This window comes from Nocardioides nitrophenolicus, assembly GCF_016907515.1.
GTDB classification, from domain to species: domain Bacteria; phylum Actinomycetota; class Actinomycetes; order Propionibacteriales; family Nocardioidaceae; genus Nocardioides; species Nocardioides nitrophenolicus.
In genome coordinates this window covers 241,498-257,184 of the sequence record NZ_JAFBBY010000001.1, presented here as the reverse complement: position 1 = coordinate 257,184, position 15,687 = coordinate 241,498, and the positions used below count along the sequence as shown (strand labels likewise).

Genomic DNA, 15,687 nt, shown 5'->3' with positions numbered 1-15,687 from the left:
AGCCGACACGGCCGGGGACCGAGTCCCCGGCCGTGTCCCTGTCCAGAACTGGGGGCTGACGCCTTGAACTTCGAATTCCTCTTCAACAACCTTCCCGAGCTCACCATCACGGGGCTCGCGTTCGGTGCGATCTATGCACTCGTCGCGCTCGGCTACACCATGGTCTACGGCGTGCTGCAGCTCATCAACTTCGCCCACTCCGAGGTGTTCATGTACGGCACCTTCGCGATGCTGTGGACGGTCATGGCGCTCAACGGCGCTGAGGCCGACGGAGTGAAGCTGATCGCCATCCTCATCGCCGCGCTGTTCGCGTCGATGCTGATGTCGGCGGTGATCGCGCTGATCCTGGAGCGGGTGGCCTACCGGCCCCTGATCAAGAGGGACGCACCCCGACTGATCGCGCTGATCTCGGCCATCGGCGCGTCGTTCGTCCTGGCCGAGCTGATGGGCCTGCGCGACAAGGTCGCCGAGTGGCTGGGTCTCGACGACAACTTCAGCGAGTACGTGTCCGGGGCCCGCATCAACAACAGCATGGCCGGAGTCCTGGAGAAGCCTCGCTTCGAGGTCGCCGGCGTGTCCATCTCGAGCATCGACGTCATCGTCATCGTCGCGGCCGTCGGGATGATGATCCTGCTCGACCAGTTCGTCCGCCGGTCCCGTCTCGGCAAGGGCATCCGGGCGACGGCCCAGGACCCCGAGACGGCGTCCCTGATGGGGGTGAACCCGACCCGGACCATCCAGGTCACCTTCCTCATCGGCGGCATCATGGCCGGCATCGCGGCCTTCCTCTACATGCTCAAGATCGAGACGACCCGCTTCGACGTCGGCTTCCTGCTCGGCGTCAAGGCGTTCACGGCGGCGGTCCTCGGGGGCATCGGCAACCTGCGCGGTGCGCTGCTGGGCGGCCTGGTCCTCGGGGTCGCGGAGAACTGGGGCTCCGCGCTCTTCGGCACCGAGTGGCGCGACGTCATCGCGTTCGTCCTGCTGGTGCTGATCCTGCTCGTCCGGCCCACCGGCCTCCTCGGCGAGTCGCTCGGAAAGGCACGCGCATGAAGAACAAGCTCACTGGCCTGCCGAAGCCGGTCAAGATCCTCCTCTGGGTGCTGCTCGCGCTCTTCGCGTACGCGCTCCCGCTGCTCGAGCCGCCGATCATCTCGACGCCGGGCGTCGACTTCGGCGGCGTCCTGTTCACCGTCAGCATCTACTGCCTGGTGGCGCTCGGTCTCAACATCGTGGTCGGGTACGCCGGTCTGCTCGACCTCGGGTACGTCGGCTTCTATGCGATCGGGGCCTACACCGTCGCGATCCTCACCTCGTTCCACGCGAACTGGCCGCTGCTCCTGGCCATCCCCGTCGGCGTCGTGGCCGCCATGGTCTCGGGCGTCCTGCTGGGAGCTCCGACCCTGCGGGTGCGCGGCGACTACCTCGCGATCGTCACCCTCGGGTTCGGAGAGATCATCCGACTGGTCGCGGTCAACACCGAGTGGCTGGGCGACACCCGCGGCATCAAGAACATCGCGAAGCCCCCGAGTCTCGGCGGCGAGGAGGGCTGGTTCCAGCTGCCCCACCTGTTCTGGGGTGACGGCACGGTCCTGCTCGACACCGAGGACAAGACGAAGTTCCTGTTCTTCGGCGTGCTCGACCAGATCCCGTACTACTGGATGGGCCTGACGGCGGTCATCATCGTGCTGCTCGCCGACATCCTGATCAAGAACAGCCGGGTGGGCCGCGCCTGGGAGGCGACCCGCGAGGACGAGGACGCCGCCGAGCTGATGGGCGTCCCGACGTTCAAGTTCAAGCTGCTCGCCTTCGCGACCGGCGCCTTCGTCGGCGGTCTGGCCGGTGGTCTCTACGCCAGTCGCCAGGGCTTCATCAACCCGCAGTCCTTCCTCCTGCTGTTCTCGATCCTGTATCTCGCGGCAGTCGTGGTCGGCGGTCAGGGCAACCGCTGGGGCGTCCTCGTCGGCGCCACGCTGGTCGCCTACCTGCCGCAGCGGTTCCGGGAGTTCGACGACTTCCGGGTTCTGGTGTTCGGCCTCGCGCTGGTGGTGCTCGCCACCGTCCGGCCGCAGGGGCTGCTGCCTCCGCGCCGCACGGTGCGGGCGAAGAAGCTCGAGCACGAGCTCGAAGAGCTGGAGGAAGGCACCGGGGAAGAGGAGAACGCCCATGCCTGAGGCAATTCTCGACGTACGGAACGTGACCTTGAAGTTCGGCGGCCTCACCGCGCTCGACGACGTCTCGTTCCACATCAACGAGGGGGAGATCCTCGGCCTGATCGGGCCCAACGGCGCCGGGAAGACGACCTGCTTCAACGCGGTCACCGGCGTCTACCGTCCGACCAGCGGCGACATCGCCTTCGAGGGCGGCTCGATCGTCGGGCTGAAGAAGCACAAGATCACCCAGCGGGGGATCGCGCGCACCTTCCAGAACATCCGTCTGTTCCCGACCATGACCGCGCTGGAGAACGTGCTGGTCGGCGCCGACGCCCAACACAGCACGGGCATGCTGTCGGCCCTGTTCCGGCTGCCCAAGCACCGGCGTGAGGAACGGGAGGGCCACGAGCGGGCGATGGAGGTGCTCCGCTTCATGGGCATCCACCGCAAGGCCGACGAGCTCGCCGCCAACCTCTCGTACGGCGACCAGCGACGCCTGGAGATCGCGCGAGCGATGGCGACCAACCCGAAGCTCATCTGCCTCGACGAGCCGGCCGCGGGCTTCAACCCCGCGGAGAAGGTCGAGCTGATGAACCTCATCCGCCGGGTCCGAGACCAGGGCTTCACCGTGCTCCTCATCGAGCACGACATGAAGCTGGTCATGGGCGTGACCGACCGGATCGTCGTCCTGGAGTTCGGGCGCAAGATCGCCGAGGGCAGCCCCGCCGACATCCGTGACAACCCGGCGGTGATCGCCGCCTATCTGGGAGTGGACGAAGAAGATGCTTCTTGAGGTCGAGGGCCTCTGTGTCAACTACGGGCACATCGAGGCGATCCGTGACATCAGCTTCAGCGTCCCCGAGGGGACGGTGACGACGCTGATCGGCGCCAACGGCGCCGGCAAGACGACGACGCTGAAGACCATCTCGGGTCTGCGCAAGGTCCGTGCCGGCTCGGTCCGGTTCGAGGGGAAGGACATCAACGAGATCCCGCCGTACGACCGGGTCAAGCTGGGGATCGGTCAGTCTCCCGAGGGGAGGCGCTGCTTCATCGGCATGACGGTGCGTGAGAACCTCGAGATGGGCGCGTTCACCCGCAAGGACCGGAAGTCAGCCGCCTATCGGGAGGACATGGACCGCGTCCTGGGGCTCTTCCCGCGCTTGGCGGAGCGGATCGACCAGGTCTCCGGCACGATGTCCGGCGGCGAGCAGCAGATGCTCGCCATCGGCCGGGCGCTGATGTCGCGGCCGCGGCTGCTGCTCCTCGACGAGCCGTCGATGGGCCTGGCTCCGAAGCTGATCCAGCAGATCTTCACGATCATCACCGAGATCAACGAGCAGGGCACCACCGTCCTGCTCGTGGAGCAGAACGCCGCCCAGGCGCTGAAGCGCTCCCACGACGCCCACATCCTCGAGACCGGCGAGATCGTCCGGTCCGGCACGGGCGCCGAGCTCGCCGTCGACCCCGCCGTCAAGGCGGCCTACCTCGGCGGCGACGTCTAGGACACGCCCTGGTCCCACGACGCAGCGAAGGCCCGGGCGGATGCACTCCGCCCGGGCCTTCGTGTCGTTCTCCGCCGGCTCAGAGCACCTTCGAGAGGAAGGACTGGGTCCGCTCGTGCTGCGGGTTGCTCAGCACCTCGACCGGCAGCCCCTCCTCGACGACGACCCCGCCGTCCATGAAGACCAGCTTGTCGCCGACCTCGCGCGCGAAACCCATCTCGTGGGTGACGACCATCATCGTCATGCCCTCCTGGGCGAGCTCCTTCATCACGCCGAGCACGTCGCCGACCAGCTCCGGGTCGAGGGCGCTGGTGGGCTCGTCGAAGAGCATCATGTCGGGGTTCATCGACAGCGCGCGGGCGATCGCGACCCGCTGCTGCTGGCCGCCGGACAGGTGTGCGGGATAGGCCGACTCCTTCTCGGAGAGGCCGACCTTCGCCAGGTTCTGCCGGGCGATCTGGACCGCCTCGTCCTTGCCGCGCCCGCGCACGTTGCGCTGGGCCAGGGTGAGGTTCTTCAGGACCGACAGGTGCGGGAACAGGTTGAACTGCTGGAACACCATGCCGATGCGCGAACGCACCTCGTCGAGGTCGACCTTGCGGTCGCAGATGTCGACGCCCTCGATCAGGATCTCGCCGGCCGACGGCTCCTCGAGCCGGTTGACGCAGCGCAGCAGGGTGGACTTGCCGGACCCGGAGGGACCGATCACGCAGACCACCTGGCCGGCCTCGACGTGGAAGTCGATGCCCTTGAGGACCTCGTGGCGGCCGTAGTGCTTGTGCAGCCCGCGCACCTCGATGGCGGGCACGGACCCGGGCTCTGGCTTCGGGGACGCGCTCATCGGACGGCCTTCCTCTGGCGGCGCTCGAGCCAGGCGACGAGCTGGGTGAGCGGCAGCGTGATGATCAGGTAGAGCAGCGCGGCCTGGATCAGGCTGGTGGCGGTGCCGGTGGACGGGCCGCTGGACAGGAAGTCGCGGGCCACCGAGGTCAGCTCCCGCTGGTCGGCGGCGGCGCCGAGGAGGAACAGCAGCGCGGTGTCCTTGATCAGCAGCACGAACTCGTTGGTCAGCGGCGGGATGACGATCCGGAACGCCTGGGGGAGGACCACCTTGACGGTCGTCGCGCCCGGGCGCATGCCGAGCGAACGGGCGGCCTCGCTCTGCCCCTTCGGCACGGCCTGGATGCCGGCGCGCAGGGTCTCGGCCATGTAGGCGCCGGCCACCATGATCAGGCCGATCAGGCCCGCGCCGATGGTGCCGCCGGGCGGCGACCAGCCGAACGCGATCGGCAGGCCGGTCGACATGAAGATCATGACCACCAGGGCCGGGAGGCCCCGGAAGAACTCGATGTACGCCGTCGCCAGCCATCGGTAGGGCGCGACCGGCGAGAGCCGCATCAGTGCCAGGAGCAGGCCGAGGGCCAGGCCGCCGGCGAAGGCGATCGCGGTGTACTTGACGGTGTTGACCAGGCCGATGGTGATCAGGTCGCCCCAGTTGCCGTCGGCCCAGGAGACGCCGTCCTTGTTCCAGAAGTTCTCCCGGATCGTGGGCCAGTCGGCCACGAGGACCAACGCGACCGCGGCGACGACCAGGATGACGTAGAGCGAGACCTGGACGAGGAGCGCTCGCTGCCTGCGGGTCACGGCGTGCTATCAGTTCTCGGTCGAGAAGTACTGGTCGTAGATCTTGTCGTAGGTGCCGTCGGAGTGCATCTCCTCCAGGGCGCCGTCGACGTCCTCGACCAGCTGGCTGTTGCCCTTCTTGATGGCCAGGCCGTACTGCTCGTCGGTGTCGTAGGTCTCGACGACCTTGAACTGCCCGTCGGTGGTGTGGTCGAGGTTCACCGGGAGGTCCTGGAGCAGCGCCTCGACCTGGCCGGCCTTGAGCGCCTGGAACATCTCGGCGTCGCTCGGGAAGGTCACCACCTCGGCACCCTTGGCGTTCTCCTCGGTGTAGGTCTTGCCGGTGGTGCCCTGCTGGACGCCCACCTTGACGCCCTTCAGGTCGGCGATCGAGGCGATCTTGCTGTCGACCGGCACGAGCAAGGACTGCTTGGAGTCGTAGTAGCCGTCGGAGAAGTCGAGGTTCTTCTTGCGGTCGTCGGTGATGGTCATGGCCGAGGCGACCAGGTCGCACTGCTTGGCGTTCAGGGCCTGCCCGCTCTGCAGGGCGTCGAAGGACGAGTCCTTGATCGTGAGCTTCAGGTCCAGTCGCTTGGCGACCTCGGAGACGATGTCGACGTCGAAGCCCTTGAACCCGGTGTCACTGGACTTGTCGAAGTCCTCGAACGGCGGGTAGGGGACGTCCGAGCAGACGGTGAGGGTGTCCTTCTTGACGAGGTCCGCGCCGGTGGCGGACTTGGCGCTGTCCTCCGAGCCGCAGGCGCCGAGCGCGAGGGAGGCGAGGACGGTCAGGGCCAGGACGGTGCTGCGCGACTTCTGCATGAGCGGCACTCTAGGCCGCTTCCCGGGGTCGCTGAAGGCGTGGCCTGGAGCACATTTCTCGGATCCGAGATTGATCCTTTACTGAAAACGGACTTGCGGGATCCCCCTGTCGGGCAGGTCCGGGTGAGCGTAAGGTTGCCGCCTGACCGTTCGGGACCGAGCGGTCTCGTCGGGGGGCGTGAACGGAGGGTCGGATGAGTCGCTACTCGCTGACGACGCGCATCGCCACGCGAGAGGACGCGCCCGTGCTGGCCGACCTCTGGAGCGATGCCGTGCGCCGTGCCGACCCCGCCGACCAGGTCGCCGATGTCGAGCTGGTGATCAAGGCCGCCGCGGCCTCGCCGGAGCAGCGCCTCGTCGTCGTCGACTACGACGGCCAGGTGGCCGGGGCCGTCTACCTGCGGATCACGACCCTCTCGCCGCTCAACCTCGAGCCCTGCGTGCAGTCGATCCACCCGCGCGTCTTCGACGCCTGCCGGCGTCACGGCGTCGGCCACGCCCTGATGGAGGCCGCCACCGCGTTCGCGGAGGAGAACGGCATCCTCCACGTCGTCACCGCCGTCCCGCACTCCTCGCGCGAGTCCAACCGGTTCATGGCCCGGCTCGGTCTGGCCCCGGTCGTGATGTACCGGATCGCGCCGACCACCCTGCTGCGCAGCCGGGTGTCGCCCCAGCGCCAGCAGGCCGGGGTCGACGGCAGCCGCAGCCGGGTGCTGGCCGCCCGGCGCTCGCTGCGCCGGGCGCGCGCCGAGCGCCTCGTCCTGCCGGAGTGACGCTCAGCCCTTCGGGTTGGGGTCGCGCTCGAGCAGCGCGCAGGTGATCCGCGAGGTGCACACCCGCCGGCCGGCGTCGTCGCTGACGACGATCTCGAAGCTGGCCATGGTCCGGCCGCGGTGCAGCGGCGTCGCGACGCCGGTCACCATGCCGGAGGTCGCCGAGCGGTGGTGGGTGGCGTTGATGTCGGTGCCGACGGCGTACCGGTCCGCCCCGGCGTGGATCGCGGCCGCCACCGAGCCGAGCGTCTCGGCGAGCACCACCGACGCGCCGCCGTGGAGCAGGCCGTAGGGCTGGGTGTTGCCCTCGACCGGCATCGTGGCGACCACCCGGTCGGCCGTGACCTCCACGAGCTCGATGCCCATCCGCTCGTTGAGCGCGCCCATGTGGGCGCGCATGAAGTCCGCGATCTCGTCGATGGTCGTCATGGGTCTGAAGGTTAGTCGGCGGTCCTCGGTAGAGTCGCCGGGTGCCTCAGCCAATGACGGAGACGACTCGCCCGCGACTGCTTCTCCTGGACGGCCACTCCCTGGCCTACCGCGCCTTCTTCGCCCTGCCCGTCGAGAACTTCTCGACGGCGACCGGCCAGAACACCAACGCGGTCTACGGGTTCACCTCGATGCTGGTCAACGTGCTGCGCGACGAGCAGCCCACCCACGTCGCGGTCGCCTTCGACGTCTCGCGGCAGACCTTCCGCACCGAGGAGTACGCCGACTACAAGGCCAAGCGCAACAAGACCCCCGGCGAGTTCAGCAGCCAGCTCCCGCTCATCGAGCGGATGCTCGACAGCTTCTCGATCACCTACATCAAGCACCCCGGCTACGAGGCCGACGACATCATCGCCACCCTCGTCACCGAGGCGCTCAAGGACGAGACCAGCGGGCTCGAGGTGCTGATCCTCACCGGCGACCGCGACTCGATCCAGCTCGTGACCGACCGCTCCACGGTGCTCTACCCGATGCGGGGGGTCTCCGACCTGTCCCGGATGACGCCGGCCTTCGTCGAGGACAAGTACGGCGTCCCGCCGCACCGCTATCCCGAGCTCGCGGCGATCGTCGGGGAGCAGTCCGACAACCTGCCGGGCGTGCCGGGCGTGGGTGCCGGCTTCGCCGCGAAGTGGATCAACACCTACGACGGCCTCGACAACGTGATCGCCCAGGCCGACAAGATCACCGGCAAGAAGGGCGAGGCGTTCCGCGAGCACCTCGGCGACGTGATCCGCAACCGCCGGCTCAACGCGCTGGTGCGCGACCTCGACCTCGGGGTGGTGATCGACGACCTGGTGCTGCGCGAATGGGACCGGGCCGCGGCGCTGGAGCTGCTCGACGAGCTGGAGTTCCGCGGCGAGCTGCGCACCCGCATCCTCGACGTGGTGGCGCCCGGCCAGGACGTGCCGGTCGAGACCGGTGTCGAGCTCGACGGCGCCACGCTGGCGCCCGACGCCGTGGCCGGCTGGCTCGCCGAGGCCGGCGCCGCGACGATCGGCCTGGCGGTGCGTGGCACCTGGGGCAGTGGCACCGGCCGTGTCGACGGGCTCGGCCTGGCGCTGGCCGACGGCCGCGCGGCGTACGTCGACCTGGCGACGCTGTCCCCGGCCGACGAGGCCGCGGTCGCCGATTGGCTGGCCGACGCCGCGCGGCCCAAGGTGCTGCACGCCGCGAAGGGGCCGGTGCACGCCCTGGCGGCCCAGGGCTGGGCGCTGGCCGGGGTCGTCGAGGACACCGCCCTGGCGGCCTACCTGGTGGCCCCCGACCAGCGCTCCTACGACCTCGCCGACCTCAGCCTGCGCTACCTGCACCGCGAGCTCGCGGTGGCCGAGGACGACGACCAGGGGATGCTCTTCGACGAGGACGCCAACCTGGCGAAGGCGTCGATGGTGCAGGCCCGGGCCGCGCTGGACCTGTCCGCCGAGCTGGCCGACGAGGTCGAGAAGGCCGGCGGCCGTGGTCTGCTGACCGACGTCGAGATGCCGCTGGTCGGCGTCCTGGCCCGCATGGAGCAGACCGGCATCGCCATCGACGTCGAGCACCTCGAGGGACTGGAGGCCCACTTCGGCGAGGAGGTCCGCGCCGAGGCCGAGGCGGCGTACGCCGTGATCGGCAAGGAGATCAACCTCGGCTCGCCCAAGCAGCTCCAGGTCGTGCTCTTCGACGAGCTCAACATGCCCAAGACCAAGCGCACCAAGACCGGCTACACCACCGACGCCGACGCGCTGCAGGCGCTGTTCAAGCAGACCGAGCACCCGTTCCTCCTCCACCTGCTGCGCCATCGCGAGGTGATCCGGCTGCGGCAGACCATCGAGGGACTGCTCAAGACGGTCCAGCCCGACGGCCGCATCCACACCACCTTCCACCAGACCATCGCGGCGACCGGCCGGCTCTCCAGCACCGACCCCAACCTGCAGAACATCCCGGTCCGCACCGAGGAGGGCCGCCGGATCCGCGAGAGCTTCGTGGTCGGCGGCGGCTACGCCTCGCTCATGACGGCCGACTACAGCCAGATCGAGATGCGGATCATGGCCCATCTCTCCGAGGACGAGCTGCTCATCGAGGCCTTCCGCTCCGGGCGCGACTTCCACGCCGAGACCGCCTCCCGGGTCTTCGACGTCGCCCCCGACGCCGTCACGCCCGAGATGCGGGCCAAGATCAAGGCGATGAACTACGGCCTCGCCTACGGCCTGTCCGCCTTCGGGCTCTCCCAGCAGCTCGGCATCGAGCCGCGCGAGGCCAGCGCGCTGATGGACGACTACTTCGAGACCTTCGGCGGGATCCGCGACTACCTCGCCGGCGTCGTCGACGAGGCCCGGCGCACCGGGTTCACCGAGACCATCATGGGCCGGCGCCGCTACCTGCCCGACCTGACCAGCGACAACCGGATGCGCCGGGAGGCAGCCGAGCGGATGGCTCTCAACGCCCCCATCCAGGGCTCGGCGGCCGACCTGATCAAGGTCGCCATGCTGCGCACCGACGCCGCGCTGAAGGACGCTGGCCTGGGCTCACGGATGCTGCTCCAGGTCCACGATGAGCTCGTGTTCGAGGTCGCCGACGGCGAGCAGGACGCGCTCGACGCGCTGGTCCGCGAGCAGATGGCCGGCGCCGCCGACCTCACCGTCCCGCTCGACGTGTCCGTCGGCACCGGCCGCAGCTGGCACGAGGCGGCGCACTAGGTGTGATGTCCCGGCACGTTGGTCGAGATCCTGCGACGACACGATCTGATCGGTAGAAGGGCGAAGGCCTCCCGGGTGTGGAGTGGAGCTGTCTAAGGAACCGCTCCGCCACCAAAGGAGGCCTTCGTGTCCCACGCTACCCATGCCAACGCGGCCCTGACCCCTCGCGCCCGTCTTCGACTCGCGCGTCTGATCGTTGACCAGGGCTGGTCACCTGCGCGCGCTGCGGAGCGCTACGACGTCTCGTGGCGCACCGCGAAGAAGTGGGCCGACCGGTACCGCGACGAGGGCGCCGCGGGCATGCTCGACCGGTCCTCAGCCCCACACCGTCAGCCGAACCGGACGCCGGCACCGGTGGTGCGCAAGATCGTGCACCTTCGGTGGAAACAGCGACTCGGGCCGGTCCAGATCGGTGACCGGCTCGGGATGCAGGCATCGACAGTCCACGCGGTCCTGGTCCGCTGTCGCCTCAACCGGCTCTCCCATGTCGACCGAGCAACCGGGGAACCGATCCGCCGCTACGAGCACGACAAGCCGGGCGACCTGATCCACGTCGATGTCAAGAAGCTCGGCAAGATCCCCGACGGCGGTGGCTGGCGCTACGTCGGGCGCCAGCAGGGCTACCGAAATCGGTCCACGACGGTCGAACGGACCGGTCAACCCCGCAACAAGTGGCACAACCCGCTCGTCGGCACCTGCTACCTGCACACCGTCATCGACGACCACTCCCGCGTCGCCTACGTCGAGGCCCGCGAAGACGAGACCAAAGAGACCGCGACCGACGTCCTCAAGAATGCGGTCGCCTGGTTCGCCGACCGCGGTGTCACCGTCCAGCGGGTCCTGTCCGACAACGGCAGCTGCTACAAGTCGCACCTGTGGCGCGACACCTGCAAAGAGCTGGGCATCAAGCCGAAGAAGACCCGGCCCTACCGGCCACAGACCAACGGGAAGATCGAGCGCTTCCACCGCACCCTGGCCGAAGGCTGGGCGTTCAAGAAGTTCTACAACTCCGAGTCAGCCCGCCTGGCCGCTCTGCCAGCATGGATCCACGAGTACAACCACCACCGGCCCCACTCAGCAATCGGGAAGCACGCACCCATCACCAGGTTGAACAACCTGGCTGGACATCACAACTAGGGAGGCGGTCTAGCGGCGGTGCCGCACGACCTGCAGCGCGATCAGCAGGAGCAGCACCGCGAGGTCCACGCAGCCGACGGTGATGGCCAGGCCGGTGATGCTCGACGAGGTCGCGCCGAGCCCGACGAGCGCGAGCGCGCCGATGCCCACGACGTACTTCGTCGCGACGCCGCGGGTCGCCAGTCCGGCGTAGACGAGGAGCTGGAGCAGCGAGAGCAGCGCGCCGAGCGCCGCGAAGATCCACAGCCGGTCCTGGACGCCGGAATACTCCGCGCCGCCGACGAAGACCAGCGCGAGGCCGGACAGCAGGTACGTCGCGGCGACGCCGGCCGCGCCGAGGGTGCCGAGGAACACCAGCCCCTTGGCGATCGCGCTCCGGCTCTCGCCGTCGGTCGACATCGACGGGAACAGCACCACCACCGCGAACTGGGGCAGGAACAGCACCGCCTTGGTGACGATGAGACCGCCGGCGTAGAGGCCCGCGTCGTGCTCGTCGAGGATGCTGCGGGCGACCACGATGTCGAGATTCGCCATCGCGAAGAAGGCCAGCAGCGCGACCGAGCTGCCGAGCGTCTCGCGCAGCACGTCGCGGCGGATCTCGACCTCGGACACGCTCGACGACCGCCGGGGGTGACGTCCGAGCGCCCAGGAGCCGACCAGCACGGGCACCCAGGTCGATACCAGGATGGCGAGCATCGCGCTGCTCTCGGAACGCCACACCAGCAGGAAGGCGAGGCCGAGGGCCACCCGGGGCACACCCACCGAGAGGTAGACCAGGCTCAGCGGGAACCAGCGGCGCTCGCCCTGGAGCACGCCCGCCTGGGCGCCCATCACGGTCGTCGGCACGACCGCCAGTCCCAGCAGGACGGCCGGCAGCAGCCCGTCGAGGCGCAGCAGCTTGGTCACCAGAGGAGCGGCGAGCACGGTCACGGTGCCGAGGACCAGCGCGGTGCGCCACCCGGTGCGCAGCACCGCCGCCTCTACGGCCGCGACGTGTGCGGGGTCGGCGGCGATCCGCCGCGCCGAGGTGGCCTGAAGCCCGAGCTGGAGCACGGACAGCACCATCATCAGCGCCATGACGCCGGCGAGCGCTCCGTATTGTCCCGGGCCGAGGAGGCGCGCGGAGATCATCTGGAAGCCGTAGGTGCCGACGTTCATCACCGCCATCGCGATCGCGATGCCCGCGCTGCTGCGCAGCAGCCGGGTCAGGCGTGAGCCTGTGGGGTGAGAGGTGGTCGTCACCAGAGCAGATTAGGGCGTGGGCCGTGAACCCGGTGAACCCACGGTAGATTCGCGGCGAGGAGGGCAGGGCGAGGGATGCTGAGCGATCGAGCGGCCGGGCGCTGGTGTCTCGCCTGGTCCGTGGCGCTGGCCGTGCTCCTGCTCGGGCCCGCGCTCGGAGCGGGGGCGGTACTGAGCTACGACATGGTGTGGGTGCCGGATCTCGCGGTGACCCGCGACGTGCTCGGTCTCGGCTCCGGCCTGCCGCGCGCCGTCCCGTCGGACGCGGTAGTGGCGGTGCTCGACGAGGTGGTCCCCGGCCTGGTGCTCCAGCGGATCGTGCTGCTCGGCGCGCTCGTGGCGGGCGGACTCGGTGCGGCGAGACTGGTGTCGGGACGGCTGCTCGTTCGACTCGCCGCGATCGGGCTCTACCAGTGGAACGCGTACGTCGTGGAGCGGCTGCTGATCGGTCACTGGCCGGTCCTGGTGGGCTACGCGCTGCTGCCCTGGGTGCTGGTCGCGGCCCGCCGCTGGCGCGATGAGGGTCGGCTCCCGCCGGTCCTGCTGGTGCTGCTGCCGCTGGGCAGCCTGTCCGCCTCGGCCGGCCTGGCGACGGCGGTGGTCGCGCTCGCCGCGGCGGCCGGGCGCGGTCGCACGCGGGTGCTAGTCGTGGTGCTCGCGGCCGCCAACGCGCCCTGGCTGATGGCCGGCGCGCTCCATGCGTCGAGCGCGACCACCGACCCGGTCGGTGCGGAGCTCTTCGCGCTGCACGGTGAGGGGGGCGTGCCCGGGCCACTGGCGGCGCTGACCCTCGGCGGGATCTGGAACGCCGAGGTGGTGCCGGACTCACGTGCCGGCGTCGCGGGCTGGGTCAGCCTGCTCGTGCTGGGCGGGCTGGCAGCGCTGGGCGCGCGGCGCTGGTGGCACGACAGTGCGGCGCGGGAGCGCACCGCCCTGCTGGCCTGCTGGGGCGTGGGCTGGGGGATCGCGACCGCGAGCTGGCTGCTGCCGGGCGCGCTCGGCTGGCTCGGCGCGCACCTGCCAGGTGGGGGCGTCCTCCGCGACGGGGCGCGGATGCTGGCCCTGTGCGCGCCGCTGCTGGTCGTCCTGGTCGCCTCGGGGATCGGCGTCCTCGTGGACCGTCTCGCGCGCACCCGCGCGGCGCTCGCGGCCACCGGTCTGACCGCGCTGCTCCTGCCGGTCGTGCTGCTCCCGGACGCGGCCTGGGGGAGCGCGGACCGGCTCGCACCGGCGACCTACCCGACGGCCTGGGGCCAGGCCCGGACGGCACTCCACGCCGCCGATCCCGACGGACTGCTCCTCGTGTTGCCGCTCTCGGCCTTCCGCCGCCCCTCCTGGAACGGGCAGCGCACCACCTTCGACCCGCTCGGGCGCTATCTCGGCCGCCCCTATGTCGCCAGCGACGTGCTCCCCGTGTCCGGTACGGCGATCCCGGGGGAGGACCCCTTGGTCCCGGCCGCCGCACAGGCGCTCGCGGCCGACGGTCCCGAGGCCCGCGCCCGGCGGCTGCTGGACCTCGGCATCGGAGCCGTCGTCGTCGACCACTCGGCGCCGGGCGCCGCCGACGTCCCGGCGGTCGCCGGCGACGCCGTCATCGACGGACCCGAGCTGAGCGTCACGGTGCTGCCCGGCCGCCCCGATCCTCGCCCCGTCGCCACGACGGACCGGCTCGCGATGGCGGTCGCCTGGACGGCGTACGCCGGGCTGCTGTCGGTCGCCGCGGCCGGTCTGCTAAGGAGACGCGCGCGCGAGCGGGCGCCGGCCCCGCCGCCCTGATACGCTGGCGCGAACCTTGAGGGAGGGAACACATGGGAACGCTTGCCAGCATCGTCGTGGGCGGTGTGGTCGCACTCGCGACCATCTGGGGTGTCGTCGACGCGCAGACGTCGACGCCCGACCAGTCGCCGGCCAACGTCAGCAAGGTCGGCATCGACTACGGCTCGACCCAGTAGTCGGTCTCGTCGACCACGACGAGCCAACGGAGAAGCGCCCTGGAGCCTCGGCTCCAGGGCGCTTCCTCGTTCTCGTGGCCGGGCGCTCAGCGCCGGCCGACCGGCACCCGCTCCCGCTGTCGGGCCGAACGGAGCGAGCGGAGCGGACGGCGGCGGTGGATGACGTCGCAGAGCACCTGCGCGAAGCCGTCCTGGGCGCGCTCCCACGAATAGGCATGGCTCATCGACAGCGCCTCCTTGCCGAGCTCCCGGCGTCGCCGGTCGTCGCCGAGCAGCTCCATCAGCGCCGCGGTGAAGGCGACCTTGTCGTCGACCAGGACGCCGGAGACGCCGTCGGCGATCGACTCCCGGGTGCCCCCGGCGGAGTGGTAGGCGATCGCGGGCGTGTGGTGCATGCCCGCCTCTCCGATCACCAGGCCCCAGCCCTCCTTGAGCGAGGGCAGCAGCAGCAGCCAGGCGCGCTCGTAGGCGTCGTGCTTGGTCTCCTCGTCGACATGGCCGAGGAAGCGCACCGCGTCGCCGGCCTCGCGTGCGGCGGCGTAGGCGTGCAGCTCGTCGCGCCACCAGCCGTCGCCGACGATGTCGAGGGTCAGGTCGGGGTAGACGACCCGCGCCGCGAGCACCGCGTCGATGGCGTGCTCCACCTGCTTGTGGGGGACCAGCCGGCCGACCACGGCGACATGGGGCGTCGGCGACTTGCCGGGCGCGGTCAGCGGCGCGGGCTCGGTGCCGTTGTGGACGACGGTCACCCGCGCGGGGTCGACGCCGAGCTCACCCAGCTCCTCGCGGGTCGCCTCCGACACCGACACGTAGCGGCTGCGCCGGTAGAGCCAGGGCGCGAACCGGCTCTCGAGCCACCAGCCCACACGACCGGTGAGACCGGGGTAGACCACCGGCCACTGCTCGCGGTGCACGTGGTGGACGAGGACGACGACGGGCTTGCGGGTGACCAGCCGGGTGAAGAACGGCAGGCCGTTCTGCACGTCGACGACGACATCCGGATCGCCCAGGTCGCCGCGCCGCAGCGCGCGCATGCCTTCGAGGTAGACCGTGAGCTTGGTGCCCCGGCGCACGTAGCGGATGCCGTCGACGACCTCGTCGACCGGCGCTCCGTCGTACGCAGCGGTGAACACCGTGACCCGGCAACCGCGCGCGATCAGACCCTGTGTGACCTTCTCCAGGTAAAGCTCCGCACCGCCGCCCTCAGGATTGCGCGTATCGCGCCAGCTGAGAACGACGACGTCCCTCCCCCGGAGGTCCTCCCAAACCTCCATGGCAGCGGAGTCTAGCCCGGATCCGCCGTTTTGCCGCCGCTC

General features: G+C 70.1%; 15 protein-coding genes. 9 read left to right on the top strand and 6 right to left on the bottom strand.

Annotation, left to right across the window (positions count from 1 at the left end):
- Window positions 1–63: 63 nt before the first annotated feature.
- The 4 genes from JOD66_RS01215 to JOD66_RS01200 are packed head-to-tail and all read left to right on the top strand — an operon-like array spanning window position 64 to window position 3,655.
- Complete coding sequence (locus tag JOD66_RS01215; protein ID WP_239545018.1) at window positions 64–1,053, top strand: branched-chain amino acid ABC transporter permease; 990 nt, start codon at window positions 64–66, stop codon at window positions 1,051–1,053.
- Window positions 1,050–2,174: a branched-chain amino acid ABC transporter permease gene (locus tag JOD66_RS01210; RefSeq protein ID WP_204835137.1), complete on the top strand. Its 1,125-nt coding sequence runs from the start codon at window positions 1,050–1,052 to the stop codon at window positions 2,172–2,174. Before JOD66_RS01215 ends, JOD66_RS01210 begins: the two co-directional genes overlap by 4 nt.
- A complete protein-coding gene (locus JOD66_RS01205) occupies window positions 2,167–2,946 on the top strand; it encodes an ABC transporter ATP-binding protein (RefSeq protein WP_204835136.1) in 780 nt (259 codons plus the stop codon). Before JOD66_RS01210 ends, JOD66_RS01205 begins: the two co-directional genes overlap by 8 nt.
- Complete coding sequence (locus JOD66_RS01200; RefSeq protein WP_204835135.1) at window positions 2,936–3,655, top strand: ABC transporter ATP-binding protein; 720 nt, start codon at window positions 2,936–2,938, stop codon at window positions 3,653–3,655. The genes JOD66_RS01205 and JOD66_RS01200 overlap by 11 nt, the downstream gene beginning before the upstream one ends.
- A gap of 79 nt (window positions 3,656–3,734) precedes the next feature.
- Here JOD66_RS01200 and JOD66_RS01195 read toward each other — a convergent pair whose 3' ends face one another.
- Genes JOD66_RS01195 through JOD66_RS01185 form a run of 3 tightly spaced genes read right to left on the bottom strand, consistent with a single transcriptional unit; the run spans window position 3,735 to window position 6,100 of the window.
- Window positions 3,735–4,496: an amino acid ABC transporter ATP-binding protein gene (locus JOD66_RS01195; RefSeq protein WP_204835134.1), complete on the bottom strand. Its 762-nt coding sequence runs from the start codon at window positions 4,494–4,496 to the stop codon at window positions 3,735–3,737.
- Entirely contained in the window at window positions 4,493–5,299 is an 807-nt protein-coding gene (locus JOD66_RS01190) for an amino acid ABC transporter permease (RefSeq protein ID WP_204835133.1), read from the bottom strand. The genes JOD66_RS01195 and JOD66_RS01190 overlap by 4 nt, the downstream gene beginning before the upstream one ends.
- 9 nt (window positions 5,300–5,308) lie before the next feature.
- The gene (locus tag JOD66_RS01185) at window positions 5,309–6,100 is read right to left on the bottom strand and encodes an ABC transporter substrate-binding protein (RefSeq protein WP_204835132.1); all 792 of its coding nucleotides are present in this window, start codon (window positions 6,098–6,100) and stop codon (window positions 5,309–5,311) included.
- Between the two features lie 194 nt (window positions 6,101–6,294).
- On the opposite strand from JOD66_RS01185, the gene JOD66_RS01180 reads away from it, so the two are divergent.
- Entirely contained in the window at window positions 6,295–6,873 is a 579-nt protein-coding gene (locus JOD66_RS01180) for a GNAT family N-acetyltransferase (RefSeq protein ID WP_204835131.1), read from the top strand.
- Between the two features lie 3 nt (window positions 6,874–6,876).
- Here JOD66_RS01180 and JOD66_RS01175 read toward each other — a convergent pair whose 3' ends face one another.
- Window positions 6,877–7,302 carry a hotdog fold thioesterase gene (locus tag JOD66_RS01175; protein ID WP_204835130.1) on the bottom strand — a complete coding sequence of 142 codons (426 nt, stop codon included), beginning with the start codon at window positions 7,300–7,302 and terminating at the stop codon, window positions 6,877–6,879.
- 53 nt (window positions 7,303–7,355) lie between these two features.
- Between JOD66_RS01175 and polA the strand changes: the two genes are divergently transcribed.
- Together polA and JOD66_RS01165 are read left to right on the top strand one after the other, a co-directional pair.
- Window positions 7,356–10,040, top strand: coding sequence for a DNA polymerase I (polA, locus tag JOD66_RS01170; RefSeq protein ID WP_204835129.1), 2,685 nt, complete (start codon window positions 7,356–7,358; stop codon window positions 10,038–10,040).
- A 126-nt stretch (window positions 10,041–10,166) separates the two neighbouring features.
- A complete protein-coding gene (locus JOD66_RS01165) occupies window positions 10,167–11,177 on the top strand; it encodes an IS481 family transposase (RefSeq protein WP_204835128.1) in 1,011 nt (336 codons plus the stop codon).
- Between the two features lie 9 nt (window positions 11,178–11,186).
- On the opposite strand, the gene JOD66_RS01160 is transcribed toward JOD66_RS01165, so the two are convergent.
- Window positions 11,187–12,419 carry an oligosaccharide flippase family protein gene (locus JOD66_RS01160; protein ID WP_204835127.1) on the bottom strand — a complete coding sequence of 411 codons (1,233 nt, stop codon included), beginning with the start codon at window positions 12,417–12,419 and terminating at the stop codon, window positions 11,187–11,189.
- Between the two features lie 75 nt (window positions 12,420–12,494).
- Here JOD66_RS01160 and JOD66_RS01155 point away from each other — a divergent pair, with 75 nt between their 5' ends.
- Window positions 12,495–14,195: an MmpA family trehalose lipid delivery protein gene (locus tag JOD66_RS01155; protein WP_204835126.1), complete on the top strand. Its 1,701-nt coding sequence runs from the start codon at window positions 12,495–12,497 to the stop codon at window positions 14,193–14,195.
- A gap of 32 nt (window positions 14,196–14,227) precedes the next feature.
- Entirely contained in the window at window positions 14,228–14,371 is a 144-nt protein-coding gene (locus JOD66_RS01150) for a hypothetical protein (protein WP_204835125.1), read from the top strand.
- Window positions 14,372–14,457: 86 nt separating this feature from the next.
- Here JOD66_RS01150 and JOD66_RS01145 read toward each other — a convergent pair whose 3' ends face one another.
- Window positions 14,458–15,645: a glycosyltransferase family 4 protein gene (locus JOD66_RS01145; protein ID WP_204835124.1), complete on the bottom strand. Its 1,188-nt coding sequence runs from the start codon at window positions 15,643–15,645 to the stop codon at window positions 14,458–14,460.
- Window positions 15,646–15,687: the final 42 nt, after the last annotated feature.

Coding starts and splice junctions, on each gene's coding strand:
- JOD66_RS01205 (WP_204835136.1), top strand. CDS start 2,167: ATGCCTGAGGCAATTCTCGACGTACGGAACGTGACCTTGAAGTTCGGC.
- JOD66_RS01155 (WP_204835126.1), top strand. CDS start 12,495: ATGCTGAGCGATCGAGCGGCCGGGCGCTGGTGTCTCGCCTGGTCCGTG.
- JOD66_RS01200 (WP_204835135.1), top strand. CDS start 2,936: ATGCTTCTTGAGGTCGAGGGCCTCTGTGTCAACTACGGGCACATCGAG.
- JOD66_RS01185 (WP_204835132.1), bottom strand. CDS start 6,100: ATGCAGAAGTCGCGCAGCACCGTCCTGGCCCTGACCGTCCTCGCCTCC.
- JOD66_RS01195 (WP_204835134.1), bottom strand. CDS start 4,496: ATGAGCGCGTCCCCGAAGCCAGAGCCCGGGTCCGTGCCCGCCATCGAG.
- JOD66_RS01150 (WP_204835125.1), top strand. CDS start 14,228: ATGGGAACGCTTGCCAGCATCGTCGTGGGCGGTGTGGTCGCACTCGCG.
- JOD66_RS01145 (WP_204835124.1), bottom strand. CDS start 15,645: ATGGAGGTTTGGGAGGACCTCCGGGGGAGGGACGTCGTCGTTCTCAGC.
- JOD66_RS01210 (WP_204835137.1), top strand. CDS start 1,050: ATGAAGAACAAGCTCACTGGCCTGCCGAAGCCGGTCAAGATCCTCCTC.
- JOD66_RS01180 (WP_204835131.1), top strand. CDS start 6,295: ATGAGTCGCTACTCGCTGACGACGCGCATCGCCACGCGAGAGGACGCG.
- JOD66_RS01175 (WP_204835130.1), bottom strand. CDS start 7,302: ATGACGACCATCGACGAGATCGCGGACTTCATGCGCGCCCACATGGGC.
- polA (WP_204835129.1), top strand. CDS start 7,356: ATGACGGAGACGACTCGCCCGCGACTGCTTCTCCTGGACGGCCACTCC.